The sequence below is a fragment of the Rhodococcus sp. NPDC003383 genome (assembly GCF_053589115.1).
In genome coordinates this window covers 1-26,601 of record NZ_JBSFRG010000004.1, presented here as the reverse complement: position 1 = coordinate 26,601, position 26,601 = coordinate 1, and the positions used below count along the sequence as shown (strand labels likewise).

At 70.2% G+C, this 26,601-nt stretch carries 24 protein-coding genes; 6 read left to right on the top strand and 18 right to left on the bottom strand.

Translation table 11 applies throughout. The features are described from left to right. The first annotated feature begins 140 nt into the window (after positions 1–140). The 4 genes from ACWDTS_RS05045 (at position 141) to ACWDTS_RS05030 (ending at position 5,690) form a co-directional block, all read left to right on the top strand. A complete protein-coding gene (locus ACWDTS_RS05045; protein WP_450117720.1) occupies positions 141–2,627 on the top strand; it encodes a molybdopterin oxidoreductase family protein in 2,487 nt (828 codons plus the stop codon). Further along, the gene (locus ACWDTS_RS05040; RefSeq protein WP_248675499.1) at positions 2,624–3,115 is read left to right on the top strand and encodes a type I 3-dehydroquinate dehydratase; all 492 of its coding nucleotides are present in this window, start codon (positions 2,624–2,626) and stop codon (positions 3,113–3,115) included. Before ACWDTS_RS05045 ends, ACWDTS_RS05040 begins: the two co-directional genes overlap by 4 nt. Before the next feature lie 216 nt (positions 3,116–3,331). Further along, the gene (locus ACWDTS_RS05035; protein ID WP_248675500.1) at positions 3,332–4,702 is read left to right on the top strand and encodes a hemolysin family protein; all 1,371 of its coding nucleotides are present in this window, start codon (positions 3,332–3,334) and stop codon (positions 4,700–4,702) included. Continuing rightward, a complete protein-coding gene (locus ACWDTS_RS05030; RefSeq protein ID WP_450110151.1) occupies positions 4,695–5,690 on the top strand; it encodes a hemolysin family protein in 996 nt (331 codons plus the stop codon). Before ACWDTS_RS05035 ends, ACWDTS_RS05030 begins: the two co-directional genes overlap by 8 nt. Before the next feature lie 49 nt (positions 5,691–5,739). Here ACWDTS_RS05030 and ACWDTS_RS05025 read toward each other — a convergent pair whose 3' ends face one another. Together ACWDTS_RS05025 and ACWDTS_RS05020 are read right to left on the bottom strand one after the other, a co-directional pair. Beyond that, positions 5,740–6,237 carry a hypothetical protein gene (locus tag ACWDTS_RS05025; protein ID WP_450110152.1) on the bottom strand — a complete coding sequence of 166 codons (498 nt, stop codon included), beginning with the start codon at positions 6,235–6,237 and terminating at the stop codon, positions 5,740–5,742. 131 nt (positions 6,238–6,368) lie between these two features. Then, a complete protein-coding gene (locus ACWDTS_RS05020) occupies positions 6,369–7,067 on the bottom strand; it encodes a winged helix-turn-helix transcriptional regulator (RefSeq protein WP_450110153.1) in 699 nt (232 codons plus the stop codon). 112 nt (positions 7,068–7,179) lie between these two features. On the opposite strand from ACWDTS_RS05020, the gene ACWDTS_RS05015 reads away from it, so the two are divergent. Beyond that, positions 7,180–8,118 carry an alpha/beta fold hydrolase gene (locus ACWDTS_RS05015; protein ID WP_450117719.1) on the top strand — a complete coding sequence of 313 codons (939 nt, stop codon included), beginning with the start codon at positions 7,180–7,182 and terminating at the stop codon, positions 8,116–8,118. Positions 8,119–8,147: 29 nt separating this feature from the next. Here ACWDTS_RS05015 and ACWDTS_RS05010 read toward each other — a convergent pair whose 3' ends face one another. The 16 genes from ACWDTS_RS05010 to ACWDTS_RS04935 all read right to left on the bottom strand — a co-directional run bounded on the left by ACWDTS_RS05010 (position 8,148) and on the right by ACWDTS_RS04935 (position 25,836). Continuing rightward, a complete protein-coding gene (locus ACWDTS_RS05010; RefSeq protein ID WP_450117718.1) occupies positions 8,148–10,163 on the bottom strand; it encodes a primosomal protein N' in 2,016 nt (671 codons plus the stop codon). Positions 10,164–10,181: 18 nt separating this feature from the next. After that, positions 10,182–11,396, bottom strand: a complete 1,215-nt coding sequence (metK, locus tag ACWDTS_RS05005) for a methionine adenosyltransferase (protein WP_450117717.1) — start codon at positions 11,394–11,396, stop codon at positions 10,182–10,184. A gap of 130 nt (positions 11,397–11,526) precedes the next feature. Further along, entirely contained in the window at positions 11,527–12,825 is a 1,299-nt protein-coding gene (gene coaBC, locus ACWDTS_RS05000; RefSeq protein ID WP_248675505.1) for a bifunctional phosphopantothenoylcysteine decarboxylase/phosphopantothenate--cysteine ligase CoaBC, read from the bottom strand. Continuing rightward, positions 12,822–13,124 (bottom strand): DNA-directed RNA polymerase subunit omega, encoded by a 303-nt coding sequence (rpoZ, locus tag ACWDTS_RS04995; protein WP_197252830.1) that lies wholly within the window; start codon positions 13,122–13,124, stop codon positions 12,822–12,824. Before rpoZ ends, coaBC begins: the two co-directional genes overlap by 4 nt. A gap of 64 nt (positions 13,125–13,188) precedes the next feature. After that, positions 13,189–13,815, bottom strand: coding sequence for a guanylate kinase (gmk, locus tag ACWDTS_RS04990; protein WP_197252829.1), 627 nt, complete (start codon positions 13,813–13,815; stop codon positions 13,189–13,191). A 4-nt stretch (positions 13,816–13,819) separates the two neighbouring features. Beyond that, on the bottom strand, positions 13,820–14,143 hold the full coding sequence (gene mihF / locus ACWDTS_RS04985) for an integration host factor, actinobacterial type (protein ID WP_068158315.1): 324 nt from the start codon (positions 14,141–14,143) through the stop codon (positions 13,820–13,822). 467 nt (positions 14,144–14,610) lie between these two features. Then, entirely contained in the window at positions 14,611–15,438 is an 828-nt protein-coding gene (gene pyrF / locus ACWDTS_RS04980) for an orotidine-5'-phosphate decarboxylase (RefSeq protein WP_450117716.1), read from the bottom strand. Then, the gene (carB, locus tag ACWDTS_RS04975) at positions 15,435–18,776 is read right to left on the bottom strand and encodes a carbamoyl-phosphate synthase large subunit (RefSeq protein WP_248675506.1); all 3,342 of its coding nucleotides are present in this window, start codon (positions 18,774–18,776) and stop codon (positions 15,435–15,437) included. Before carB ends, pyrF begins: the two co-directional genes overlap by 4 nt. Beyond that, on the bottom strand, positions 18,776–19,942 hold the full coding sequence (gene carA, locus ACWDTS_RS04970) for a glutamine-hydrolyzing carbamoyl-phosphate synthase small subunit (protein WP_197251531.1): 1,167 nt from the start codon (positions 19,940–19,942) through the stop codon (positions 18,776–18,778). Before carA ends, carB begins: the two co-directional genes overlap by 1 nt. Positions 19,943–20,012: 70 nt before the next feature. Then, a complete protein-coding gene (locus ACWDTS_RS04965) occupies positions 20,013–20,510 on the bottom strand; it encodes a PH-like domain-containing protein (protein WP_248675507.1) in 498 nt (165 codons plus the stop codon). 4 nt (positions 20,511–20,514) lie between these two features. Then, on the bottom strand, positions 20,515–21,861 hold the full coding sequence (locus tag ACWDTS_RS04960; protein ID WP_450117715.1) for a dihydroorotase: 1,347 nt from the start codon (positions 21,859–21,861) through the stop codon (positions 20,515–20,517). Beyond that, on the bottom strand, positions 21,858–22,802 hold the full coding sequence (locus ACWDTS_RS04955) for an aspartate carbamoyltransferase catalytic subunit (RefSeq protein WP_197252146.1): 945 nt from the start codon (positions 22,800–22,802) through the stop codon (positions 21,858–21,860). The genes ACWDTS_RS04960 and ACWDTS_RS04955 overlap by 4 nt, the downstream gene beginning before the upstream one ends. Further along, on the bottom strand, positions 22,799–23,419 hold the full coding sequence (pyrR, locus tag ACWDTS_RS04950; protein ID WP_197252147.1) for a bifunctional pyr operon transcriptional regulator/uracil phosphoribosyltransferase PyrR: 621 nt from the start codon (positions 23,417–23,419) through the stop codon (positions 22,799–22,801). The genes ACWDTS_RS04955 and pyrR overlap by 4 nt, the downstream gene beginning before the upstream one ends. Positions 23,420–23,609: 190 nt before the next feature. Next, a complete protein-coding gene (nusB, locus tag ACWDTS_RS04945) occupies positions 23,610–24,140 on the bottom strand; it encodes a transcription antitermination factor NusB (RefSeq protein WP_248675509.1) in 531 nt (176 codons plus the stop codon). Beyond that, positions 24,141–24,704 carry an elongation factor P gene (gene efp, locus ACWDTS_RS04940; RefSeq protein WP_197250271.1) on the bottom strand — a complete coding sequence of 188 codons (564 nt, stop codon included), beginning with the start codon at positions 24,702–24,704 and terminating at the stop codon, positions 24,141–24,143. A gap of 34 nt (positions 24,705–24,738) precedes the next feature. Continuing rightward, the gene (locus tag ACWDTS_RS04935) at positions 24,739–25,836 is read right to left on the bottom strand and encodes a M24 family metallopeptidase (RefSeq protein ID WP_450117714.1); all 1,098 of its coding nucleotides are present in this window, start codon (positions 25,834–25,836) and stop codon (positions 24,739–24,741) included. 106 nt (positions 25,837–25,942) lie between these two features. On the opposite strand from ACWDTS_RS04935, the gene ACWDTS_RS04930 reads away from it, so the two are divergent. Further along, positions 25,943–26,503 carry a B-4DMT family transporter gene (locus ACWDTS_RS04930; protein ID WP_450117713.1) on the top strand — a complete coding sequence of 187 codons (561 nt, stop codon included), beginning with the start codon at positions 25,943–25,945 and terminating at the stop codon, positions 26,501–26,503. The last annotated feature ends 98 nt before the right edge of the window (positions 26,504–26,601 follow it).

Below are 26,601 nucleotides of genomic sequence, written 5' to 3'. Positions count from 1 at the left end.
TCGCGGCGACGGCGCAATCCTGTGAAGAGTGTAAAGGGATCCGGCTCGGCGCGGAGGTTGTGCGGACCACCGCTGCCGACCGCGTTCCCGCGGGTCACGGCCCACGTTTCGAACTCCCGCGTTCGGGTACCGCCGCAGGCATGACCGACATCGACCGCATCCGCGAACCCTGGGGCACCCGCACCCCCTACGGACCGGGCGAGCCCTGGCCGATCCGGGTGGACTGCTATCTGGCCGACGGACTGGGCGAGGACGACGTCGACAACTGGGTGCAGTCGGCGACGATTCTGCACTCGAACGGCGACGGTCTCGACATCGCCGTCAAGGACGGCCGGATCGTCGGGGTCCGCGGGCGCGCGGTGGATCGGGTCAACCACGGCCGGCTCGGGCCGAAGGATCTGTTCGGGTGGCAGGCCAATCACTCGCCCGACCGGCTGACGACTCCGTTGATCCGCCGCGACGGCGCGCTCGTGGAGACCGATTGGGACACGGCGATGGATGCCGTCGCCGAGCGCACCCGCGAGTTGCTGGCCGAGCGCGGCCCCAGTTCGATCGGCTTCTACACGACCGGGCAACTGTTCCTCGAGGAGTACTACACGCTGGCGCTGATCGGGCACGGGGGTATCGGCACCAACCACATGGACGGCAACACCCGGCTGTGCACCGCGACCGCGGCCGCCGCGTTGAAGGAGTCCTTCGCGTGCGACGGGCAGCCCGGCTCCTACACCGACATCGACCACGCCGACGTGATCGCCCTGTACGGGCACAACATGGCCGAGACGCAGAGCGTGCTGTGGAGCCGGGTGCTCGACCGGCTGGCGGGCCCGACTCCCCCGGCGGTGGTGTGCGTCGACCCGCGCGCAACACCCGTGGCGCGGGCCGCCGCCGTGCACCTCGCGCCCAGGCCGGGCACGAACGTGATGCTGATGAACGGGCTGCTGCACGAGATCGTGCGCAACGGATGGATCGACCGCGACTACATCGAGGCGCACACCGTCGGCTTCCCGGAGCTGCAGAAACAACTCGAGGACTATCCGCCCGAACGGGCTGCCGAGGTGTGCGACGTGCCGCTCGACGACCTGCTGGAGGCGGCCCGCATCCTCGGCGGCGCCGAACGTCTGGTGTCCACCGTGCTGCAGGGCTTCTACCAGTCGCACCAGGCCACCGCGGCGGCAGTGCAGGTGAACAACGTCCACCTGATCCGGGGCATGCTCGGCAAACCCGGGTGCGGGGTGCTGCAGATGAACGGCCAGCCGACGGCGCAGAACACCCGCGAATGCGGCGCCGACGGGGACCTGCCCGGCTTCCGGAACTGGGCCAACGACGAGCACGTCCAGGAACTGGGGCGGCTGTGGAACATCGACCCGATGCGGATCCCGCACTACACCGCGCCGACGCACCTGATGCAGATGCTGCGCTACGTCGAGGACGGCTCGATCCGGTTCCTCTACGTCAGCGGCACCAACCCGGCGGTGTCGCTGCCGGAACTGGGCCGCATCCGGGAGATCCTCGCCCAGGAACGGCTGTCCCTGGTGGTGCAGGACATCTTCCTGTCCGAGACCGCCCAGCTCGCCGACGTGGTGCTCCCGGCCGCGACGTGGGGCGAGAAGACCGGCACGTTCACCAACGTGGACCGCACCGTGCACCTGTCGGAGAAGGCCGTCGATCCGCCCGGCCTGGCCCGCGCCGACCTGGACATCTTCGTCGACTACGCCCGTCGAATCGGGTTGCAGGACAAGGACGGGCAACCCCTGGTGAAGTGGTCCACTCCCGAGGAGGCGTTCGAGGCGTGGAAGCGCTGCTCGGCGGGGCGGCCGTGTGACTACACCGGTATCACCTACGACCGGCTGCGCGGCGGCAGCGGCATCCAGTGGCCGTGCACCGAGGACAGTCCCGACGGCACCGAACGCCTCTACGAGGACGGGAAGTTCTGGAGTACACCGGACTATTGCGAGAGCTACGGCCGCGACATGGTCACCGGTGCGCCGCTCGAACCGACCGAGTACAAGGCCATGAACCCGCTGGGAAAGGCGATCATCAAGGCGGGCGAATACCTGCCGGCGCACGAGCTCGTGTCCGAGGAGTTTCCCTACCACCTCACCACCGGCCGCACGCTGTATCACTTCCACACCCGGACGAAGACGGGCCGCGCGCCGCAACTGCAGCAGGCCGCCCCCGAGGTGTGGGTGGAGATGTCGGCCTCCGACGCCCGGCGACACGGCTGGTCGGAGGGAGATCTGTTGCGCATCACCACCCCTCGGGGCCGGGTGGACGCGAAGCTGCGGATCTGCGGGATCCGTCCGGGGGTGTTGTTCGTGCCGTTCCACTACGGCTACTGGGACACCCCGGGCGGTCACGAACCCGGCGACGCCGAGGGCCGGGCCGCGAACGAGCTGACCCTCACCGACTGGGACCCGGCGTCCAAGCAGCCGTTGTTCAAGGGCGGCGCGGCCCGCGTGGAACGTGTCGAAGCCGGCGACGGCACACCGTCCGCCGCGCCCACGACCACCGCCTCGGAGCCGGTGGGCGCAGCCGTCCCGCAGACCGGCGGCGGCCCCGACGCGACCGCGACCGAGACGTTCGTCGAATCCCCCACAGGCGCAACGAACACCGGAGGTGCGCAATGAACAACAAGGTGGGACTTGCGATCCGGGAGTTGCACGAGTCGGAGAACGACCTGGCCGGCCGGCTGCTGCAGATCTCCGACCGGAACAAGGCCGATCACGAGATATTCCATCTGGGACAAGATCTCGCGCGATGGTCGCAGCAGCACGTCCGGGAACTCGCCCGCCTCGGGCAGGATTACGACCTCGACCTCGATGCCGAGCCGGCGGAGGACCACAGCATCCTCGCCGCCCTCCGCCGGAAGGGTAGCGAGCTGGTCGGCCGGCATCACGATCCCTCGCTGCTGTTGCTGCGGGACCTGCGGGAGATCCACCGCACGGCAGCCGGGGTCTCGCTGGACTGGGAGATCCTCGCCCAGACCGCGCAGGCGCTGCAGGACCGCGAACTGCTCGCCACCGCCGAACGCTGCCATCCACAGACCCTGCGTCAGATGCGCTGGGCGAACGCGAAGCTCAAGGAGAGCTCCGCGCAGATCATGGTGACCGGGTGAGGTGAGCGCCCCACCCCGCAGCGCAACCGAGGTCGCGTTGCGTGACCTTCGTTACGTCCCCGCGGGAACCATTCGCCGGGCGCGGTTCGTCCTATTCTGTGACGACCCTTTGTCACCGATCACAGAGAGAGCCATGCGACGCGCCAAGCGCAAACCTCGAAGACCCCGACCGCCCCACGGTGACGGATATCCCGCCACCCCAGGATCGGCATCGACGTGCTGACCGCCCTCGGAATCCTTCTCGGAATCCTCGTAGTCCTCGCGATCACCGCCCTCACCGGCTACTTCGTGGCCCAGGAATTCGCGTTCATGGCGGTGGATCGTTCCCGCCTCAAGGCACGCGCGGAATCGGGTGACGCGACCGCTGCCCGCGCCCTGGGCGTCACCCGCCGCACCTCGTTCATGCTGTCCGGCGCACAGCTCGGTATCACCGTCACAGGCCTGCTCGTCGGCTATGTCGCCGAACCGCTCATCGGCAGCGGCCTCGGCGAGTTGTTCGGCGGCGTCGGTGTTCCCACCGCCGTCGGGGTGGCCGTCGGCACCGTGCTCGCGGTGCTGTTCTCCACCGTCGTGCAGATGGTGTTCGGCGAACTGTTCCCGAAGAACCTGGCCATCGCCCGTCCCGAACCGGTCGCGCGGAAGCTCGCGCTGTCGACGACCGTCTACCTGAAGTTGTTCGGCTGGCTCATCACGCTGTTCGACGCGGCGTCGAATCTGCTGCTGCGGCTGTTGCGGATCGAACCCGTTCACGACGTGGAACATTCGGCAACCGTCCGCGATCTCGAGCACATCGTCGCCGAATCCCGCGACACCGGAGAGCTGCCGCCGGAGCTGTCGACACTGCTCGACCGCATCCTCGACTTCCCCACCCGCACCGCCGAGCACGCCATGATTCCGCGCGCCCGGGTGGATGTCGTCCACGTCGACGAACCCGTCGACCGGGTGCTCGCGACGATGAGCACCGGCCACACCCGTTACCCGGTCGTGGGTGCCTCCACCGACGACCTGCACGGTGTGGTGCACCTGCACGACCTGCTCGAACTCGACCGGACCGACGGCCCCGCCGGCTCCGTGCACCGGCCCGCGGTGATCGTGCCGACCACACTGCCGCTGCCGGACGTCCTCGCGCGCCTCGGCGAGGCCCACGAGGAGATGGCGCTGGTCATCGACGAGTACGGCGGTTTCGCGGGGGTCGTCACCGTCGAGGACATCGCTGAGGAACTGGTCGGCGAGATCGCCGACGAGCACGATCCCGAGGCCGACACCGCGGTGATCGTGCGTGCCGGCGACGGCTGGACGGTACGCGGCACCGCGCATCTCGACGAGGTCGGCCGAACGCTCGGCCGGACGCTGCCCGACGGCGACTACGAGACCGTCGCCGGGCTGGTCATCGCCGAATTCGGTGGCCTGCCCGCCGTCGGCGATCGCGTCGAGATCGCCCTGGACGCGGATCCCGCCGACCTGGTGAGTGACGATCGCCTCCCCCGCCGCACCCTGGTCGCCGAGGTGCGGGCCATCGACAAGCACGTGCCGTCCTCGCTGCACGTCACCGTCCGCACCGAGCCCGAGGTGAACATCGATGAGTAACCCCTGGATCGTGGCGGCCGCGACGGTCGCGTTGATCGCGGCCAGTGCGTTCTTCGTCGCCGTCGAGTTCGCGCTGATCGCCGCGCGACGGCACCGCCTCGAGGACGCCGCCCCGCACAGCCGTGCCGCGCGGGCCGCGTTGCGCAGCGCGACGGAACTGTCGGTGCTGCTCGCCGGCTCCCAGCTCGGCATCACGGTGTGCACCCTGGCACTGGGTGCGGTGACCAAACCGGCCGTGCATCACTGGCTGACCCCGCTCATAGCGGGTTGGGGTGCCCCCACGTGGCTGGCCGATGTCGCCGGGTTCGTGCTCGCGCTGATCACCGTGACGTTCCTGCACCTGGTGGTCGGTGAGATGGCACCGAAGTCGTGGGCGATCGCGCATCCGGAGAAGTCGGCGACGATGCTGGCGATCCCGATGCGGGTGTTCATGTGGTTCACCCGACCGGTCATCGTGCAGCTGAACCGGATGGCGAACCGGTGCCTGCGCAGGGCCGGGGTGGAACCGGTCGATCAGGTGGCCACCGGTCAGGATCCGGATGCGTTGCGGCACCTCGTCGAGCATTCGGCCACGGTGGGCACTCTCGACGAGCGCTACCACGGCCATCTGACGAGCGCCCTGGAGCTGGAAGCGCTGACGGTCGGCGACATCGTCGCCCCGAACGACCGGCCGAGCAGCGTGCCGCCGGATGCGTCGGGCGCCGAGATCCGGGAGACCGCCCGCCGAACCGGGCACCTGCGGTTGCTGGTGCGCGGCAACGGTCACGTCGACGGGGTCGTGCACGTGCGCGACAGCCTCCACGCACCCGAGGTGAGCGCGGGTGAGCTGATGCGGCCCGCGCTGACCGTCGAGGCCGCGGTCCCGGTGTACGAGGCGTTGCGGACCATGCGGGAAACCCGCAACCATCTCGCCACCGTCACCGACGATGGGCAGGTCGTCGGACTGATCACGATCTCGGACGTGCTCCAGCGTCTCCTCGTGCGCTGACGCGCCCGTGTGCCTTTGTGGCGGCCCCAACCGCCACAAAGGCACACCGTTACCCTTCCGGATGCTCCGGGTCGATGCCGCACAGTCGCAGGGCCCGGAGCTCGCCGTTCGACAGTGCGGACGGATCGACGCCCCTCATCAGCTCCCTCCACGCCGCGAACGCGACATCCGTGACGATGTCCATGTCGGCATCGCGGAAGCGTCGACGCTCACCGTTCTCGAGCAACCGGTACACCCGCGCAGCCCGGAGCAGCAGCGTGTGTTCGAACTCGATCCGGTCGTTCCGTTTTCGCGCGGCACGCTGCCCCGACCGGGCGGCCGCCTCGGCCAGGAGTTCGGCGCACCAGTCCGGAATGGGTTCGAGGCCTCGCAACCATCGCCGCGCGGTCGCCACGTCCAGCGGTCCCTCGATCCCGTGCCACCGCATGGCAGCGGCAACCACTGCAACCCGCAGCCCGAGTGCCTCGGCCACCGGGACCGGGCACAGTGCACGGTCGGCGCGCCTCGCCGCCTTCCGGTTCCGCACGCGTTCGTCACGACTGTCCATCGAGTTCCCCTGCAGGTCGGTCGATGCCCCAGGCATATGCCGTTCGCTCGGGCCGACGGTATCTCCCGGCTACGACACCCTGTCGCCCCGAACAGCCCGGGAACCGTAGAGGGCGTGACCCCCGCCGCGCATCAAGCGTTTCGGTGCGCGCACGGCTGGTCCGACGCGGGCCGGAACCACGCGCTCACCCGGCCGATCAGCGCGGGATCTCCTGCCGCCGTGACCGAGCCGTCCCCGAACGCGTCCGCCCACTCGCGCCTGCCCCGGGCGAGCGCGAGCAGCGCCGGCATCGAGGACTCCAGGTACACATAGCGACTCGCGTCGAGGAGCGGGTCCGTCAGGCACCCGTACGGTGCGGCACCTCGCTGCAGCACGAGCCAGTATCGGCGGTCGTGCCGGTGGTGCAACCGCAGTTCCAGGACGGCGGGCCGCTCCGGCGCACGATCGGGATCCGCCCGCTGCGCCAGCCAGCCGAGCACGATGTCCGGGTCGCGGTCGAGCATGTCGGGATCGTCCGGGAGCCAGGTCTCCGCCCACGCCCGCAGCGAGGCGAGTGTCGCCGTCAAGCCTTCCCCGACCTCCGTGAGGCGGTACGCGGGGTGTGGATCCAGGCCGGTACAGCGTGACACCAGCCCGAGTGTCTCGAGGCGGCGCAACCGGTCGGCGAGCACCGAGCGCGAGATGCGACCGGGCAGTCCGGTGGCCAGTTCGTTGAATCCCTGCGGCCCGAACGTCCCCAGCTGCCGCACGATGAGCAGACTCCATCGGTCGCCGAGGTGCTCGATGGCCTTGGTGAACGAGCAATATCCGACGAACTCGCTCGAGCCCACGACACGAGTGTCCCACCGTCGGACGCCGTCGGACGGTTCGAACTTCGAACTGGCTCTCCCCGTCGAGGGCGCGGATTCTGACAGGAGCACGAAGTTCGTTTCAGGAGTCACGATGGCCACCCAGCTGAGCAAACCGCAGGTGCCGCGGCACCCGGACACGCTACGAGCCAGGTACAACCGGATGGTCCGGGCGGCCGGCGCCGAGGGTCGCTTCGTCCGGACGCGCACCGGTCGGGTTCACGTGATCGAGTCCGGTGACGGGCCGCCGATCGTTCACCTGCACGGCAACAACACCTCGTCGCTGTCCCACCTGATGCTGCTCGACCCCATGACGGCAACGCACTCCTACCTCGTCGACCGGCCGGGATTCGGACTCAGCGATCCACATACGTTCCCGCGCAATGACTTTCGACAGTTCGCGGTCCGGTTCGTCGACGACGTCCTCGACGAACTCCGTCTCGGGTCGGCGGTGCTGGCCGGAGCCTCGGGAGGCGGATGCTGGTCGGTCTGGTACGCCCTGGACCGCCCCGAGCGCGTGCGCGGTCTGGTCCTACTCGGATCCGTCCCGATGTTTCCCGGCGCCCGGATCCCGCCGGGGATCCGGCTCATGGCGACACCGGTAGTGGGCCCCTTGCTCACTCGCACGGTCACACCGGGCCGTCGGATGCTGCTCCACCTGATGTCCTCGGTGGGCGAGGGCGACACCATCCTGCGGTACCCGGACCTGCTCGACTCGCTCGTGGACGCAGCGCACGACCCGGTCGCCACCGCCGCCAACATCGCCGAGTTCCGGGCGCTCCTGTCGCCGTTCGGTGTCCGATCCGGGACCCGGATACACCCCGATGAGCTGCGTCGTCTGTCCGTTCCCACCCTGATGATCTGGGGTGACCACGATCCCGTCGTGCCGGTGGCCGACGCGCGGGCGGCCGCCGCCCTGATTCCGAACGCCCACCTCGAGGTGCTGCCGGCGGGGCACGTCCCGCAGCTCGGCAACCCCGCACGGGTGGCGGAGCTGATCGACGAGTTCACCCTGGGTGGTGTGCCTTTCTGACGGCCGCGACCGCCACAAAGGCACACCGCTCAAATCCGCAGCGGATCCATCTGGACGCGCAGCGGCCCGTCGGCGCGGCGGGCGGTACGCGCGGCCTGCGCGTCCCGCAGTGCCCGACCGAGCTCCCGACCGCGACCGCGGCCCACGCGGATGAGCATGCGGTGCACCTCGTCGGGTTCCGGATCGTCGGCCCCGAACGGCAGCCGCTGGCCGGGTGGCAGAGGCACCGGGCCGAGCACCTCGGAGCCCTCCGGCAGGACCGTCGCCTCGAGCAGCCCCGCGACCGCGGCGGCACTGCCGTCGATCGCGGCCATGTGCACGGTCGGCGGGAATCCGACCTCGGCGCGTTCGTCGAGCTGCGACCGCGCGTGCCCGACCGGATCCCAGCGCACCAACGCCTGCACGGTCGGGATCCCCGAGTCGGCGACGACCACGACCTGACCGCCGTCGCGGAACGGACGGACCAGCGACGACGCGGTCAGCCAGCGTCGCATTGTTTCCTCGGCGGCACGCAGGTCGGCGCGGCCGAGCAGCGCCCAGCCGTCGAGCAGCAGCGCCGCCCCGTATCCGCCGGGTGCGATCGGCTCGGCGCCGACCGTCGAGACCACCAGCACCGGCCCCTCGGGTGCAGAGACCTTGACGTCGGTGCCACCGGAGGTCACCACCGGCACGCCGGGAAAGGCCCGGCCCAGTTCCTCGGCGGTCCGTCCGGCACCGACGACGACCGCACGCAGCGACCGGGCGCCGCACACGTGACAGCGGTGGGTGGCGTCGGCGACGCCGCACCAGCGGCACGCCGGGATCGCGGCGCCGTCCGGCCCGCCTGCCGTGGGCAGCGCCAGCGGGCCGTTGCAGTGGCGGCACCGCGCAGGGGCCCGGCACTTGCCGCAGGCCAGCGCGGGAACGTAGCCGCGGCGCGGGACCTGCACGAGCACACCGCGGCCCGCGCCGAGCGCCGCGCGGGCCGCGGCGAACGCGATGGCGGGGATCCGGGCCGCCCGCGCCGCCGGGTCGCGGGCGAGCGCGTGGTCGCTGTCGGCCAGGGCCGTCACCTTCGGCGCCCACTCGCGGATGATCTCGCGGGGGGCGGTCAGGTCGTGTGCCCACCCGGAGTCGACGAGCGCCTGGGTTTCGGCGGTGCGAGCGTGCCCGCCGAGCACGACCGCGGCACCTGCGGCGTGCGCACGCAGGACCGCGACCTCCCGGGAGTGCGGGTACGGCGACCGGGGCTCGGCGTGCAGGTCGTCTCCGTCGTCCCAGACGACGAGCAGCCCGAGATCCGGGGTGGGCGCGAACACGGAGGCCCGGGTTCCGACGACAATTCGTGCGGTGCCGCGCAGCGTGGACAGCCAGCGCCGGTAGCGGACGGCGGGTCCGAGTCCCGCGCTGAGCCCGACGACGTGCTCGGCGCCGGCGACCGCTTCGCAGGCTGTGAGGACCCGGTCCAGGTCGCGTTGATCGGGGACGACGATCACCGCGGCACGGCCCCCGGCCGCGGTGAGCGCCGCGAGTTCGGCGAGCCGACACGGCCAGTCCTCCCCCGGGAGCGCCTGCCAGGCCGCGCGCGGCGAGCGGCCGGCAGCCAGCGCGTCCAGGAAGTGCTCCCCGAACCGGTAGCGCGCCCATGCCTGCCGGTCGACGTCCGGCGCAGCCGGCGGGGACGTTTCGACGGGCGCTTCGGCTTCGACGCGGGCGTGCCGCGGCGGCACCGCCAGGCGCAGCACGTCGGCGCGGGTGCCGGCGTAGCGGGTGGCGACCTCCTCCGCGAGGGCGGCGATCTCACCGGTCAGCACCTGTTCGGATGACACGACCCGGTCCAGCCAGCCGAGGCGTCCCGGGTGGTCGCTGACGGCGGTGCGGGAGAGCAGGAAGCCGTCGACGAGCCGGCCGGAGAACCGGACACGAACGCGGACGCCCGGTCGGGCGTCCGCGTCGAGTTCACGGGGAATCAGGTAGTCGAACTCGCGGTCGAGGTGCGGAAGCGGCAGCAGCGGGAGCACCCGTGCGATCGGATCCGTCTCGGCGGCGAGCCTGTCGGCACCCACCCGTCGGTGACCTGTCGGTCAGAGACCGGCGGCGGCGCGCAGCTTCTCGGCCCGGTCCGTGTTCTCCCACGGCAGGTCGATGTCGGTACGGCCGAAGTGCCCGTACGCGGCGGTCTGCGCGTAGATCGGGCGCAGCAGGTCCAGGTCGCGGATGATCGCGCCCGGCCGCAGGTCGAAGACCTCGTTGATGGCCGCCTGGATGCGGGCCGGGTCGGTCTTCTCGGTGCCGAAGGTCTCGACGAACAGGCCGACCGGTGCGGCCTTGCCGATGGCGTAGGCGACCTGCACCTCGATGCGGTCCGCCAGGCCCGCGGCGACCGCGGTCTTCGCGACCCAGCGCATCGCGTACGCGGCGGAACGGTCGACCTTCGACGGGTCCTTGCCGGAGAACGCGCCACCGCCGTGGCGGGCCATGCCACCGTAGGTGTCGACGATGATCTTCCGGCCGGTCAGGCCCGCGTCGCCCATCGGCCCGCCGAGCACGAACGACCCGGACGGGTTCACGAGCAGCCGGATGTCCGAGGTGTCGAGGCCGGCGAGGTTCGGATCCGCCACCACCGCGTCGACGACGTGCGTGCGCAGGTCCGGGGTCAGCAGATTGTTCAGGTCGATGTCCGCGGCGTGCTGCGTGGAGATGACGATCGTGTCGAGGCGCACCGGGGTGTCACCGTCGTACTCGATGGTGACCTGGGTCTTGCCGTCCGGGCGCAGGTAGGGCAGCACACCGGTCTTGCGGACCTCGGTGAGACGCCGCGCCAGCCGGTGGGCCAGCGAGATCGGCAGCGGCATCAGTTCCGGGGTGTCCGAGCACGCGTAGCCGAACATCAGGCCCTGGTCGCCGGCGCCCTGCTTGGCGACCTCGTCGTCGGTGAGCGTTCCGGAGCGGTGCTCGTGGGAGACGTCGACGCCGCCGGCGATCTCCGGGGACTGCGCACCGATCGCGATGTTCACGCCGCACGAGTTACCGTCGAAGCCCTTCGACGACGAGTCGTAGCCGATCTCGAGGACGCGGTCGCGCACGATCTTCGGGATGTCGGCGTAGGCGGAGGTGGTGACCTCGCCGACGACGTGCACCTGCCCGGTGGTGACGAGCGTCTCCACCGCGACACGGGCACGCGGGTCCTCCGCGAGCAGGGCATCGAGGACGGAGTCGCTGATCGCGTCACAGATCTTGTCCGGGTGCCCCTCCGTCACGGACTCACTGGTGAAAAGCCGACCGCCGGTCTTGCTCACAGAACTCCCTCTCGACTGAAAGTGTCTAGCTCGAATGGACAGCATCTAATCACTGAACGCGGCGGCCGGGCCGGTGCCCCGCCGCAACCTCGACGCTACTGTTCCGCGCACGCGGACGCGACAGTTAAATTCATCCGCTCTTGGGCCGGTCCGCCGGGGCCAGCAGCGGCCGCAGCGCATCGAGGACCCGGCTGGCCATCAGCGACTTGGACCCGTGCGCGAGCGCCGTCTCGGATCCGTCGGCCGCGAGCAGCCACCCGTCGTTGTTGTCGACCTCGAACGCCTTGCCGTCGCCGACCGCGTTGACGACGAGCAGATCGCATCCCTTGCGTGCCAGTTTCGCACGGGCGTAGCTGAGCACGTCGCCGTTTTCGTCGCCCGTCTCGGCGGCGAACCCGACGATGACGGTGCTCGGGGCGAGGCCGCCCTCGGTGCGGGATTCGACCAGCCCGGCGAGGATGTCGTCGTTCTTGGTCAGCGCGATCGAATCGGGTTCGCCCGCGCCCTTCTTGATCTTCGTGGTCGCGAGCGTGCTGGGCCGGAAATCGGCGACGGCCGCGGACATGACAACCGCGTCGGCGCCGGCGGCGTACTTGACGACCGCCTCCTGCATCTGCGCGGCGGTCTGCACGTGCACCACGTCGACCGCGGCCGGATCGGCGAGCCCGGCGACCGCACCGGCCACCAGGGTGACGTCGGCGCCGCGCTGCGCGGCGAGCCGCGCCAGGGCGTAACCCTGCTTGCCGGAGCTGCGGTTGCCCAGGAAACGGACCGGGTCGAGGGGTTCGCGTGTGCCGCCGGCGGAGATGACCAGCTTGCGGCCGACCAGGTCGCGCGGAATCGCGTCGGCGCGTTCGAGCAGCAGCGTCGCGAGGGTGAAGATCTCCTCGGGCTCCGGGAGCCTGCCCGCGCCGGTGTCCTGGCCGGTGAGCCGGCCGGAGGCGGGTTCGACGACGACGACACCGCGGCGACGCAACGTCTCGACGTTCTCGACGGTGGCGGGGTGCTCCCACATCTCGGTGTGCATCGCCGGGGCGAAGATCACCGGGCACCGTGCGGTGAGCAGCGTGGCGGTGAGCAGGTCGTCGGCGCGGCCGTGCGCCGCGCGGGCCATGAGGTCGGCGGTGGCCGGGGCGACGACGACGAGGTCGGCTTCCTGGCCGAGCCGCACGTGCGGGACCTGCGGGACGTCGGCGAAGACCCCGGTCTGGACGGGATTGCCGGACAGCGCCTCGAAGGTGGCACGGCCGACGAACTCGAGGGCGGATTCGGTCGGGATGACCCGGACCTGGTGGCCGCTCTCGGTGAAGGCGCGGATCAGCGCGCATGCCTTGTAGGCGGCGATGCCGCCGCCGACGCCGATGACGACGCGGCGGCGGCGCTGCCCGAACTCTGAGGTGTCGAGGCTCTCCACGGTGAGCGGACTCACTCGCCTTCGGTGTGCTCGAGCAGGTCCGCGTGGATCTCGCGCATGGCGATCGACAGCGGCTTCTCCTGGAGACCCGGCTCGACCAGCGGTCCGACGTACTCGAGGATGCCGTCGCCGAGCTGGTTGTAGTAGTCGTTGATCTGGCGGGCCCGCTTGGCCGCATAGATCACCAGCGCGTACTTCGAGGAGGCGCGCTCGAGCAGCTCGTCGATGGGCGGGTTGGTGATACCCAGCGGGGGGTCGTAGACCGGAAGCTCGTTACCCGCAATGTCGGTCGCGGCTGCCTGGATGCTGCTCACTCGGTGATCTCCTGAGTATTCGCGGGAAAGAAATAGCGGTGGCCGACCGCCGGGGGCACGGCTTCTAGGAGCGCGGCCCGGGCCCGGCGTCGGGTCCAACCAACAAGGATACCAATTCGTCGCAAGCACGGTCGACGTCGTCGTTGACGACGACGGTGTCGAACTCGTCCTGCGCGGCCAATTCGGTGCGGGCCGTCTCGAGCCTGCGGGCGACCACCTCGTCGGACTCGGTTCCGCGGCCGGTGAGCCGCTCGACCAAAACCTCCCAGCTCGGTGGGGCCAGGAAGGTCAGGACCGCCTCGGGCATCGCTGCCCGGACGGCACGGGCCCCGGCCAGGTCCACCTCGACCAGCACCGGACGTCCAGCGGCGAGCGCCTCGCGGACGGGTGCGGCCGGGGTACCCGAGCGTTGCAATCCGCCGTGGATCTCCGCCCATTCGAGCAGTTCCCCGGCGTCGATCATCCGGTCGAACTCGTCGCGTCCCACGAAGTGGTAGTCCTCGCCGTCGACCTCCCCCGGTCGCGGATCCCGGGTCGTCGCCGAGACGCTGAAGTACAGGTCCGGGACGCGGGAGCGCAGGAGGCGGACGACGGTCGACTTACCGACCGCGGAGGGGCCGGCCAGAACAACCAGCCGGCCCCTCCGCGTCACGGGCGCGCTGTCCGACACGGTTTGTGCGTCAGCAACCACGGTCTTACTCAGCGTCGAAATCGAACCTGGCGAGAAGCGCCTTGCGCTGACGGTCGCCCAGGCCGCGCAGACGGCGCGTCGGGGCGATCTCCAGCTCGGTCATGATCTCCTGAGCCTTGACCTTGCCGACCTTCGGCAGGGCCTCGAGCAGGGCGGAAACCTTCATCTTGCCGAGGATCTCGTCGTTCTCGGCGTCCTTGAGCACCTGCTTGAGGTCGGTGCCGCCGCGCTTCAGGCGCTCCTTGAGCTCTGCCCGGGCACGACGGGCAGCAGCCGCCTTCTCCAGAGCAGCGGCGCGCTGCTCGTCGGTCAGCTGGGGAAGGGCCACGGTTCCTCCGTCTCATCGTTGGCAAACAGTCTTCGACCGCTGATAACCAGCGGCGATAGCGACCGTACTCACGCGCGCCGACGATTGCGAACCCACCCCCCGGCGTTCCACTCGAAAATCCGTGCGGTAGTGGAGACGGATCCCGCAGCGCGAAACCGCCGCTCCCGCCGGCCGACGCACCGCTTCCCACCTGCGGTGACGCCGAAAAACCGCAGGTGAGGAGGCCAATGTCCGATTCGGCGACGAAGCGCGTCCCGACTCGTCGGCGAAGGGCCGCATGCCGGCTTCGAAGCCGGTCGGCCGGTTCGGAAAAATTTCTGGGGAATGCGCGTGTCGCGCCTCTCACCGACCGCGCGTGTCGCCGCTCCCACCAGCACCGGGAGAGGCGAAACCGCCCCCCAACGGGTCCTCGGACCCGACAACGGGGCCGGACCCCAGCTGGGTCCGGCCCCGCGGCGCGAGTTCCGTCAGGCCCTCAGGAAGGCGAATCCCTCGACCGCGCGGGCGACGGCGTCGCGCAGCGCCGCGACGGTCGGCCCGGCCCGGAGCACCTCCCGGGAGACGTTGGGCACCACCGCGTCGAGATGGTCACCCGCCAGCCGGCGCACGTCGTCGGCGGTGCCGCCCTGCGCACCGACGCCGGGCATCAGGATCGGCCCGTGCAGCGCGCTCAGATCGGGCGCGCTCGTCAGCGTCGCGCCCACCACCACGCCGACCGAGCCCAGCACCGCGGCCCCGGCGTTGCGGGCGGCGGCCTCGTCGACCATCACCTGGGCGAGTGTGCGCCCGTCCGCGACCGTCGCCTGCTGCACCTGCGCGCCCTCCGGGTTGGAGGTGGCCGCGAGCACGAACACCCCGCGCCCGGTGTCCTGCGCGAGCTGCAGGGCCGGTTCCAGCGCCCCGAAGCCCAGATACGGCGAGACGGTCACCGAGTCCGAGCACAGCGGCGAGTCGTCGGACAGCCAGGTGCGCGCGTACGCGGCCATCGTGGAACCGATGTCGCCGCGCTTGGCATCGGCCAGAACGAGCGTTCCGCTCTCGCGCAGCGCCGCGACGGCCCGTTCGAGCACGGCGATACCCGCCGACCCGAACGCCTCGAAGAACGCCACCTGCGGCTTGACCAGCGCGACCTCACCGGCGAACGCCTCGACACAGCGCTCGGTGAAGGTCGCCAGGCCGGCCGCGTCGACGGTCAGCCCCCACGCCCCGAGCAGTTCGGGGTGCGGGTCGATGCCGACGCACAGCGGTCCGCGTTCGGCGAGCGCCGCGTGCAGCCGCTCCCCGAACCCGGTCACGACAGCTGCTCGCCGTCGCGCAGGCCCGCCTGCATCCGCTGGATGGACCGGACACCGATCTCCCCGCGGATCGCGGCCTCGATGCCCTGGATCGCGGCCGCGGCACCCTGCACGGTCGTCACGCACGGGATGTTCGCGGCGACCGCGGCACTGCGGATCTCGTAGCCGTCGATGCGCGGCCCGGCGTTGCCCCACGGCGTGTTGATGACCATCGCGACGTCCCCGGCGCGGATGCGGTCGACGACGGTCGGTGCGCCCTCGGGGCGATCCTCCTCGGAGACCTTGTACACGTGCTCGCACGGAACTCCGTTGCGCTGCAAGGTTTCCGCGGTACCGATGGTCGCCATGATCCGGAACCCGAGGTCGGCGAGGTGCTTGACCGGGAAGATCATCGACCGCTTGTCCTTGTTCGCGATCGAGACGAACACCGCACCCGAGGTGGGGAGCGAACCGTAGGCGGCGGTCTGCGACTTGGCGAAGGCCCGGCCGAAGTCGCTGTCGAGGCCCATGACCTCACCGGTGGACTTCATCTCGGGGCTGAGCAGGGTGTCGACCCCGGTGCCGTCGGCGCGGCGGAACCGGTTGAACGGCAGCACCGCCTCCTTGACCGCGATGGGCGCGTCGAGCGGGGCGTGGCTGCCGTCGCCCTCGGCGGGCAGCAGACCCTGGCTGCGCAGCTCGGCGATGGTCTCGCCGAGCATGATCCGCGCGCACGCCTTCGCGAGCTGCACACCGGTCGCCTTGGACACGAACGGCACGGTGCGGCTGGCCCGCGGGTTGGCTTCGAGGACGTAGAGGATGTCGTCCTTGAGCGCGTACTGGACGTTGAGCAGGCCCTTGACGCCGATGCCTTTCGCGAGCGCGGCGGTGGACCGGCGCACGTTCTCGATGTCGGAGCGGCCGAGCGTGATCGGGGGCAGCGCGCACGCCGAGTCGCCGGAGTGGATACCGGCTTCCTCGATGTGCTCCATGATGCCGCCGATGTAGACGTCGGTGCCGTCGCACAGGGCGTCGACGTCGATCTCCACGGCGTCGTCGAGGAAGCGGTCGACCAGCACCGGGCGGTCGTCGGAGATCTCGGTGGCGTTCGAGATGTAGGTCTCGAGTGCCTTCTCGTCGTAGACGATCTCCATGCCGCGGCCACCGAGCACGTAGGACGGGCGCACCAGCACCGGGTAGCCGATGCCGGACGCGATCTCCCGCGCCCCTTCGAAGGTGGTGGCGGTGCCGTACTTCGCGGCGGGCAGGTCGGCCTGCTCGAGCACCCGGCCGAACTCGCCGCGGTCCTCGGCCAGGTCGATCGCCTCGGGGCTGGTGCCGACGATCGGCACGCCCGCGGCCTTCAGGCGCCGCGCCAGGCCCAGCGGGGTCTGGCCACCGAGCTGCACGATGACACCGGCGACGGTGCCGGACTCGCACTCGGCGCGGTACACCTCGAGCACGTCCTCGAAGGTGAGCGGCTCGAAGTACAGGCGGTCGGCGGTGTCGTAGTCGGTCGAGACGGTCTCCGGGTTGCAGTTGACCATGACGGTCTCGTACCCGGCCTCCGACAGCGTCAGCGCGGCGTGCACGCACGAGTAGTCGAACTCGATGCCCTGGCCGATGCGGTTCGGGCCGGAGCCCAGGATCAGCACCTTCGGGCGTTCGGTCTGCGGCGCGACCTCGGTCTCGGCCTCCGGATCGAGCTCGTAGGTCGAGTAGTGGTACGGGGTCTTGGCCTCGAACTCGGCGGCGCAGGTGTCGACGGTCTTGTACACCGGGTGCACGCCCAGTTCGATGCGCAGGGCGCGGACGGCGTCCTCGTCGGCGAACTGCTCCGGGCGCAGCTCGGCGATCTGGCGGTCGGAGAAGCCGTGGTGCTTGGCGTAGCGCAGTTCCTGCTCGCCGAAGGTCTCGACGCCGCGGACCTCGTCGCCCAGCTCGACGATCTGCTGGATCTGATCGAGGAACCACGGGTCGATCTTGGTGGCGTCGAAGACCTGCTCGACGGTGGCGCCCAGCTCGAACGCCTTCGCCACCCCATAGATGCGTCCGTCCGTGGGGGTCGCGATCTCGGCGAGGATCGAGTCGAGGGTGCCCTCGACCTCGGGGCCGGTCCAGAAGCCGGCGCGCTTGGTCTCGAGCGAACGCAGCACCTTGCCGAACGCCTCGGTGAAGTTGCGGCCGATCGACATGGCCTCACCGACCGACTTCATGGTGGTGGTGAGGGTGCCGTCGGCGCCGGGGAACTTCTCGAACGCGAAGCGGGGGGCCTTGACCACGACGTAGTCGAGGGTCGGCTCGAAGCAGGCCGGCGTTTCCTTGGTGATGTCGTTGACGATCTCGTCGAGGGTGTAGCCGATCGCGAGCTTGGCGGCCATCTTCGCGATCGGGTAACCGGTGGCCTTCGACGCGAGCGCCGAGGAGCGCGACACGCGCGGGTTCATCTCGATGACGACGAGGCGGCCGTCGCGCGGGTCCATCGCGAACTGGATGTTGCAGCCGCCGGTGTCCACGCCGACCTCGCGCAGGATGGCGATCGAGAGGTCGCGCATCTTCTGGTACTCGCGGTCGGTCAGGGTCATCGCCGGCGCGACCGTGATCGAGTCGCCGGTGTGCACGCCGACCGGGTCGACGTTCTCGATGGAGCAGACGATCACGACGTTGTCGCGGCCGTCGCGCATGAGCTCGAGCTCGTATTCCTTCCAGCCGAGGATGGACTCCTCGATCAGGACGTTCGCGGTCGGCGACGCGGCGAGACCGCCCCCGGCGATGCGCTCGAGGTCCTCGTCGTTGTAGGCCATGCCGGAGCCGAGGCCACCCATCGTGAACGACGGCCGCACCACGACGGGGAAGCCGAGTTCGGCGACGGTCGCGCGGACCTCGTCCATGGTGAAGCAGACCCGCGAGCGGGCGGACTCGCCGCCGCACTTGGTGACGATGTCCTTGAACATCTGCCGGTCCTCGCCGCGCTGGATGGCGTCGAAGTCGGCGCCGATCAGCTCGACGTTGTACTTGTCGAGGATGCCCTGCTCGGACAGCGCGACCGCGGTGTTCAGCGCGGTCTGGCCGCCGAGGGTCGCCAGCACGGCGTCGATCGGGGTGCCGTTGGCGGCCTCGGTGGCGATGACCTTCTCGACGAACTCGGCGGTGATCGGCTCGATGTAGGTGGAGTCGGCGAACTCCGGGTCGGTCATGATCGTGGCCGGGTTGGAGTTGACGAGGCTGACCCGCAGGCCCTCCTCGCGCAGCACCCGGCACGCCTGGGTGCCGGAGTAGTCGAACTCGCAGGCCTGGCCGATGACGATCGGCCCGGAGCCGATGACCAGGATGTGGGAGAGATCTGTACGGCGTGGCATTAGGACTTGTCTCCCTCGAGCATGCTGGCGAATCGGTCGAACAGGTAGGCGGCGTCGTGCGGGCCGGCCGCCGCCTCCGGGTGGTACTGCACCGAGAAGGCGCTGCCGTCGAGCAGGCGGACCCCTTCGACGGCACCGTCGTTGGCGCAGGTGTGGCTGATCACGGCGCGGCCGAACGGGGTGTCGAACTCCTGGCCCGCCTCACCCTCGAGCGCGAAACCGTGGTTCTGCGCGGTGATGGCGATGCGGCCGGTCTCGTGTTCGACGACCGGGATGTTGATGCCGCGGTGCCCGAACTTCATCTTGTAGGTGTTCAGCCCCAGGGCGCGTCCGAGGATCTGGTTGCCGAAGCAGATGCCGAACAGCGGCAGGCCCTGTCCGAGCACCTCCTTGGTCAGGTGCACCGCCCCGTCCGCGGTCGCCGGGTCGCCGGGGCCGTTGGACAGGAACACACCGTCGGCCTTCAGGTCGAGGATGTCGTGCAGCGTCGCGGTGGACGGCAGCACGTGCACCCGCATCCCGCGTTCGGCGAACATGCGCGGGGTGTTGGTCTTGATGCCCAGGTCGATGGCCGCGACCGTGAACCGGGCCTCGCCCCCGACGGGCTCGACGACGTATCCGCTGGTGGTGGTGACCTCGCCGGCGAGGTCGGCGCCGAGCATCGACGGCTGGGACTTGACCCGCTCGAGCAGTTCCGCGTCCGAGGCGAGGGCGTCACCGGAGAAGACGCCGGCGCGCATGGAGCCGCGGGTGCGCAGGTGCCGCACGAGTGCGCGGGTGTCGATGCCGGCGATGCCGACCACACCCTGGCGGACCAGTTCGTCCTGCAGAGAGCCGGTGGCCCGCCAGCTGGAGGTGCGGCGGGAGGGGTCGCGCACGACGTAGCCGGCGACCCAGATCTTCGCTTCCGCGGAGTCGCCGGTCGGGCCGACGGACTCGTTGTCTTCCTGGTTCCAGCCGGTGTTGCCGATCTGCGGTGCCGTCGACACCACGATCTGCCGGTGGTAGCTGGGGTCGGTGAGCGTCTCCTGGTAGCCGGTCATGCCGGTGCTGAACACGGCCTCGCCGAGGGTCTGGCCGACCGCTCCGAAGGTGGTGCCGCGGAAGATCCGCCCGTCCTCGAGCACCAGTACCGCGGTGCCGCCGCCGAAATTACCGCCGCTCATGCGTTCTCTCCGTTCTGCTCGACCTCACCAGAGCTGTCCGCATCAGCTGAAATCTCACGTGCTGTGATCGTCACTGTCCTGAATCTTCGTTCGTCGCGTCCACCCACGAGGGGTAAACAGTCTTGTCGTCGCCGCGGAATCCGGTGTCGATCTCGGTTCCGGAGGGCAGTTGCCATCGGATGACCAGGACGCCGTCCTTGGTCATGACCTTCCCGGCCAGGCCGCGTTCGGTGCGGATCGCGCGGATCGAGTCCTGCGGAATCCAGATCGGCGAGGCACCGTCGCGGTCGAGGAGTACTCCACTGCGGTAGCGGCTGATCTCGGCCGCGGCCCGGTATCCCAGGTCGCCGACCGCGATCCGGTCCTGCCAGCTCGGCGCCAGGGTGCTGCCCACGTACAGGCCGGTGCTGGGGGCCAGCACCTGCTCCCCCAGGTCCGCGGGCACGGCGGGAAGTTCCCCGACGGCATCGGCCTGGCGGCGGGCGCGTCCGCGCCAACCCTTCCACATGAGCAGGACCAGCACGACCCACAGGAGCAGGAAGCCGAGGGTGATCAGAACCCGGTCCATCGCGCTACCTCCCGCCGGTCCGCGGGCGGACCGCACCGTCGCGGGCGGTGATCCTGCCGCGCAGCACGGTCGCGGTGACCTTGGCGGGCAGCGTCATCTCCTCGTACGGGGTGTTGTTCGAGATGCTCGCCAGTTCCGGTCCGCGCACCGTCCATTCGGTGTCCGGGTCGACGAGCACGACGTTGGCCGGTTCCCCGACCGCGAGCGGGCGGCCCTGGTCGTCGAGTCCGACGATCTCGGCGGGTCGCTCGCTCATCACCTTCGCGACCCCACGCCAGTCGAGCAGGCCGGGCCGGACCATCGTCTCGACGACGATGGACAGGGCCGTCTCGAGGCCGAGCATGCCGGGCCGGGCCTGCGAGAACTCGCAGCACTTGTCCTGTTCGGCATGCGGGGCGTGGTCGGTGGCCACACAATCCAGCACACCCTCGGCGAGGCCGCGGCGCAATGCCTCGACGTCGGAACGTTCCCGCAGCGGCGGGTTGACCCGGTTGACGCCGTCGTAGGTCTCGAGCCGCGAATCGTCGAGAAGCAGGTGATGGGGAGTCACCTCGGCCGTGATCGAAATCCCCTGTCCCCGAGCCCATTTGACGAGTTCGACGGTGCCCGCGGTGGACGCGTGGCAGATGTGGACACGCGCTCCGGCGTCCCGCGCGAGCAGCGCGTCGCGCGCCACGATCGACTCCTCGGCCGCGCGCGGCCATCCGGCCAGACCCAGCCGGGCGGCGGTCGGACCCTCGTGGGCGACGGCGCCGACGGTCAGCCGCGGCTCCTCGGCATGCTGGGCGATGAGAACTCCGAGGGTGCCCGCGTATTCGAGGGCGCGCCGCATGATCAGCGGGTCGTACACGCAGTGCCCGTCGTCGGAGAACATCCGGACCCGGCCGGCGCCGGCCGCCATGGTGCCCATCTCGGCGAGCTGCTTGCCGGCAAGACCGACGGTGACCGCGCCGACCGGGTGCACGTCGACCAGCCCGACCTCCTGGCCGCGGCGCCACACGTGATCGGTGACGACGACCGAGTCCGCGACCGGGTTGGTGTTGGCCATCGCGAACACCGCGGTGTAGCCGCCGAGCGCGGCGGCGGCCGAGCCGCTGTCGATCGTCTCGGTGTCCTCGCGGCCCGGTTCGCGCAGGTGCGTGTGCAGGTCGACGAAGCCGGGCAGCAGGACCTGGCCGCTACCGTCGATCACCTCGGCATCGGCGTCGGCCTCGAGGCCGGAACCGATCGCGAGGATCTGCTCGTCGCCGAGCAGGACGTCGACCGGATCGCCCTCGCCGTAGACCAGCACGTTGCGGATGAGGACCTGCGGGGTCACCGAATTGTCTCCTGTTCCAATAGTTTCCGTCATGCCGACGCCCCTTCGGTGCCGACCAGCAGACGGAACAGCACCGCCATGCGCACGTGCACACCGTTGGTCACCTGCTGCAGCACCGCGGTCTGCGGGGCGTCGGCGACCGCGGAGGCGATCTCCATGCCGCGCAGCATCGGGCCGGGGTGCAGCACCACCGCGTCGTCGGAGAGCAGCCGCAGCCGGCGCTCGGACAGTCCGTAACCGATCGAGTACTCGCGCGCCGACGGGAAGAACCCGCCGTTCATGCGTTCGGCCTGCACCCGCAACATGAGCACCGCGTCCAGGCCGGGCAGTTCCGCGTCGAGCGAGTGCGCCACGGTCACCGGCCAGGTCTCCACCCCGACCGGCAGCAGCGTGCGGGGCGCGACGAGCACCACCTCGGCGCCGAGCATCGACAGCAGCAGCGCGTTCGAGCGCGCCACCCGGCTGTGCAGGATGTCGCCGACGATGCCGATGCGCCGCCCTTCCAGCGATCCGAGCCGCTGCCGCAGGGTCAGCGCGTCGAGCAGCGCCTGCGTGGGGTGTTCGTGGGTGCCGTCACCGGCGTTGATCACCGACGGGCCGTTGCCGTCGGCGTCGGTCGTCCAGTCCGCGATCCGGTGTGCCGCACCGGAGGCCGGGTGCCGCACGATCAGCGCATCGGCGCCCGCCGCGTGCAGGGTCAGCGCGGTGTCGCGCAGCGATTCGCCTTTGGACACCGACGAACTCGACGCGCTGACGTTGATGACGTCCGCGCTCATCCACTTGCCGGCGACCTCGAAGGACACCCGGGTCCGGGTCGAGTTCTCGTAGAACACGGTCATCACGGTGCGGCCGCGCAGTGTCGGCAACTTGCGCACCTCACGGCCGAGCAACGCCTGCTCGAACCGTTCCGCCTCGTCCAGAAGCTCGGTCGCGGAATCCCTGGTCAGATCCGCGATGGTGAGCAGGTGTTTCACAGGTTCTTGCCTCCGGAGATCTCCACCGCGTCACGTCCGTCCTGTTCGGTGAGCAGCACGCGCACGTCCTCCGTGCGGGCGGTGGGAACGTTCTTGCCGACGTAGTCGGCGCGTAGCGGCAGCTCGCGGTGCCCGCGATCGACCAGCACCGCGAGCTGGACGGCCCGCGGCCGGCCCAGGTCGCGCAGGGCGTCGAGGGCGGCGCGGACGGAGCGGCCGGAGAAGAGCACGTCGTCGACGAGGACGACCAGGGCGTTGTCCACACCGCCTTCCGGCACCGAGGTGCGCTCGAGGGGACGGTGCGGCTTGGTCCGCAGGTCGTCGCGGTAGAGCGTGATGTCGAGAGATCCGACCGGCACGCGGACCCCGGAGAACTCCTCGATGCGCTCGGCGATGCGGTTCGCGAGGGTGGTGCCGCGGGTGGGGATTCCGACCAGCACGACGCGAGGCGCTTCGCCTTCCGGGGCGTCGAGTGCGGTCTTCTCGATGATCTGGTGGGAGATGCGGGCCACGGTGCGTCCGACGTCCGCGGCGGACAACAACTCGCGGGCGGGCGCTCCGGTTCCGGATGCCGATGGATCGGTGGATGCTGACGAGCCGTCCTCGGACATGGCCATACAGCGACCTCCTTCTCCGCCTCGCTGGACGGATCGTTAAAGGATGCCTGACGTTCAAACAGCCTATCAGCGGCCGAGAGGCGTCACGGCAAGGTTGACGGTGAAGCGCGACACACGGGCACCGACGACGAAGGCGGGTCCGGACGAAATCGTCGATCTCGTCCGGACCCGCCTGCGCTGCATCGGTGTCCTACTGTTCCGAACCGGGTTGTTCGGGAGTGCCGGGTTGTTCGGCAGCGCCGGCCTGCTTCGCGTGCACCGACGTCGCTGCGGCCGCGGCACGCACCTGGTCGGCGACGGCGACGAGCTGACCGAGCACGCCGTTGACGAACGCCGGCGAATCGTCGGTCGACAACGACTTCGCGAGTTCGACGGCCTCGTCGACGGCCACGACCGGCGGCACGTCGGTGGCGTGGAACAGCTCCCAGGCGGCGATCCGCAGGATCGCGCGGTCCACCGCGGGCAGCCGCTCGAGCGTCCACTCGTGCAGGTGGTCGGCGATGAGCTGATCGAGCTCGTCGAGGTGCTCGGCGACACCGCGCACCAGGGTCCGGGTGTACGGCGCGACCGGGGCCACCTGGTCGTCGGTGAGCGCCAGCGCCACGCGGTCCGCGGCGAGGTCGATCGGGTCGGTGTCGCGGGCTTCGGCCTCGAACAGCAGGTCGACGGCGCGCTTACGCGCCTTGTGCCGGGCTCCGAGTTTCTTCTGCGTTCCGGACACTCAGGAGTTCACTCGCCCGAGGTAGCTGCCGTCACGGGAATCGACCTTCAGCTTGTCGCCGGTGTTGATGAACAGCGGGACCTGGATCTCGGCGCCGGTCTCGAGGGTCGCGGGCTTGGTGCCGCCGGTGGAGCGGTCGCCCTGCAGGCCCGGATCGGTGTGCTGGACGACCAGCTCGATCGTGACGGGAAGCTCGACGAACAGCGGGGTGCCCTCGTGGGTCGCGACCTGCACGGCCATGTTCTCGAGCAGGAACTTCGCCCCGTCACCGAGCGTCTCGGGCGAGATCGAGATCTGGTCGTAGGTCTCGCCGTCCATGAAGACGTAGTCGGTGCCGTCGTTGTACAGGTAGGTCATGTCGCGGCGGTCGACGGTGGCGGTCTCGACCTTGACACCGGCGTTCCAGGTCTTGTCGACGGTCTTACCGGAGAGCACGTTCTTCAGCTTCGAGCGCACGAACGCCGGACCCTTGCCGGGCTTGACGTGCTGGAACTCGATGATCTGCCAGAGCTGACCCTCGATCTTCAGCACGAGCCCGTTCTTGAAATCACTGGTATCGGCCACTTACTTCGCGTCTCCTAGAGTCGAGGAACCGCCCTTATACGACGGTCAATGTCTTGTCGGTCAGCGTGAGCAGTTCCGGTGCCTGCTCGCGCACCACGAGCGTGTCCTCGATCCGCACGCCTCCGCGCCCGGAGAAGTACACGCCCGGCTCGACGGTTACCGTCGCACCGGCGACAAGTGTACCGGTCGCCGCGGCACTGATTCCCGGCGCTTCGTGGATCTCGAGCCCCACCCCGTGACCGAGGCCGTGCAGGAAGAGTTCTCCGTACCCGGCGTCGGCGATCACCGATCGGGCCGCCGCGTCCACCGCGGCACATTCGATGCCCGGCGCGAGCGCCTCCCGGCCGGCCTGCTGGGCACGCAACACCAGGTCGTACAGCTCGCGCTGCCAGTCCGCGGCCTTGTCGAGCACGTAGGTGCGGGTCATGTCGGAGTGGTAGCCGCCGACCTGCGCCCCGAAGTCGAGTTTGACGAAGTCGCCGGACGCCAGGACCGCGTTCGTCGGCCGGTGATGCGGGATCGCCGAGTTGGCGCCCGCGGCGACGATCGTCTCGAAGGAGATCCCGTCGGCGCCGTGGTCGAGCATGCGGGACTCGAGGTCGCGGCCCACCTCCTTCTCGGTGCGTCCGGGGCGCAGGCCCCCGGCGGCGATCAGGTCCGCCAGCGCCCGGTCCGCCGCGGTGCACGCCGCACGCAGCAGCTCGATCTCGTGTTCGTCCTTGACCGCCCGCAACTGCTCGACGAGTCCCGGCGTCGCGGTCAACGTCACCTTGCTGCCGAGCCCGGACCAGCGTGCGTGTTCGTCGACGGTGACCGTGTGGCTTTCGAAACCCCAGCCCGCCGCGTGTGTCCCGGCGGAGGCGATGAGGTGGTCGGCACTGGCGCGTGCGATGACCGCGCACAGGTCCGGGACCTGTTCGGCGATCTGCGTGACGTACCGGCCGTCGGTGCAGACGACGGTCCGCGATTCGTCGGCGTCGTCGTCGGCGGTGACCAGCAGCGCGGCGTTGGACCCGGTGAATCCGGTGAGGTAGCGGATGTTGAGCAGGTTCGTCACCAGCAGCGCGTCGAGTCCGCGGTCGGCGAGGACGGCGCGCAGCGCGGCGCGGCGGGAGGCATGATCGGCGGCCATCGAACCAACCTACCCCGACGATTCGTGGCCGGTCACAGGACGACGGGCCGGTTTCGAGTGTGGGCCGAGACACACTTTTGCCGTGACAGACGTTACTCTCGGATACATGAAACCCTGGTTGACTCGCGGGCTCGGCCTGACCCTCGTGCATGTGCTCGTCCGCGTCCTGCTGGGCGCGGCGCTCGTCCAGTGGCCCCTGCAGGGATCGGTCCTGAGGTGGGGTGGTCTGCTCGTCGTGCTGTTCGCGGCCCTGATCTGGGGCGGCATCGACGGGATCCGGGATCGGCGGGCGAATCCCGATCCGGATCGCGGCGCGGATCTGACGATGCTGTGGCTGAAGGCGGGCGCGGTTACAGGTCTGCTCGGCGGGTTCCTCACGTGGCTCGTCGATGCGGTCACCGCGATCCCGGTCGGCGTCAAGTCGCTGTTCTTCGAGCTCACCTCCGGCGCGGCGTTCACCGTGCTGCTGGTGTTCCTGCCCGCGATGTTCGCCGTGACCGTCGGTCGCTTCCTGGTGCGACGCGAGCAGGCGAAGCCGGTCGAGCAGCCCGCCGCGGAACCGGCGCCGGTGGGGGCTGCGGTCCGGGCCGACAGGGCGTGGAGCAGCGACGACTCCCCCACCGAGGTGTTCCCGGCCGTCGACCCGAAACGGGACGGCCCGGCCTGACCGGCATACATCGGCTCTCCCACTTTCCGCGGGCCGCCGCGACCACGAAGATCACCTCCCGTGAGGACATGGTCCCGCTGCTCTTCCCCCACACGACG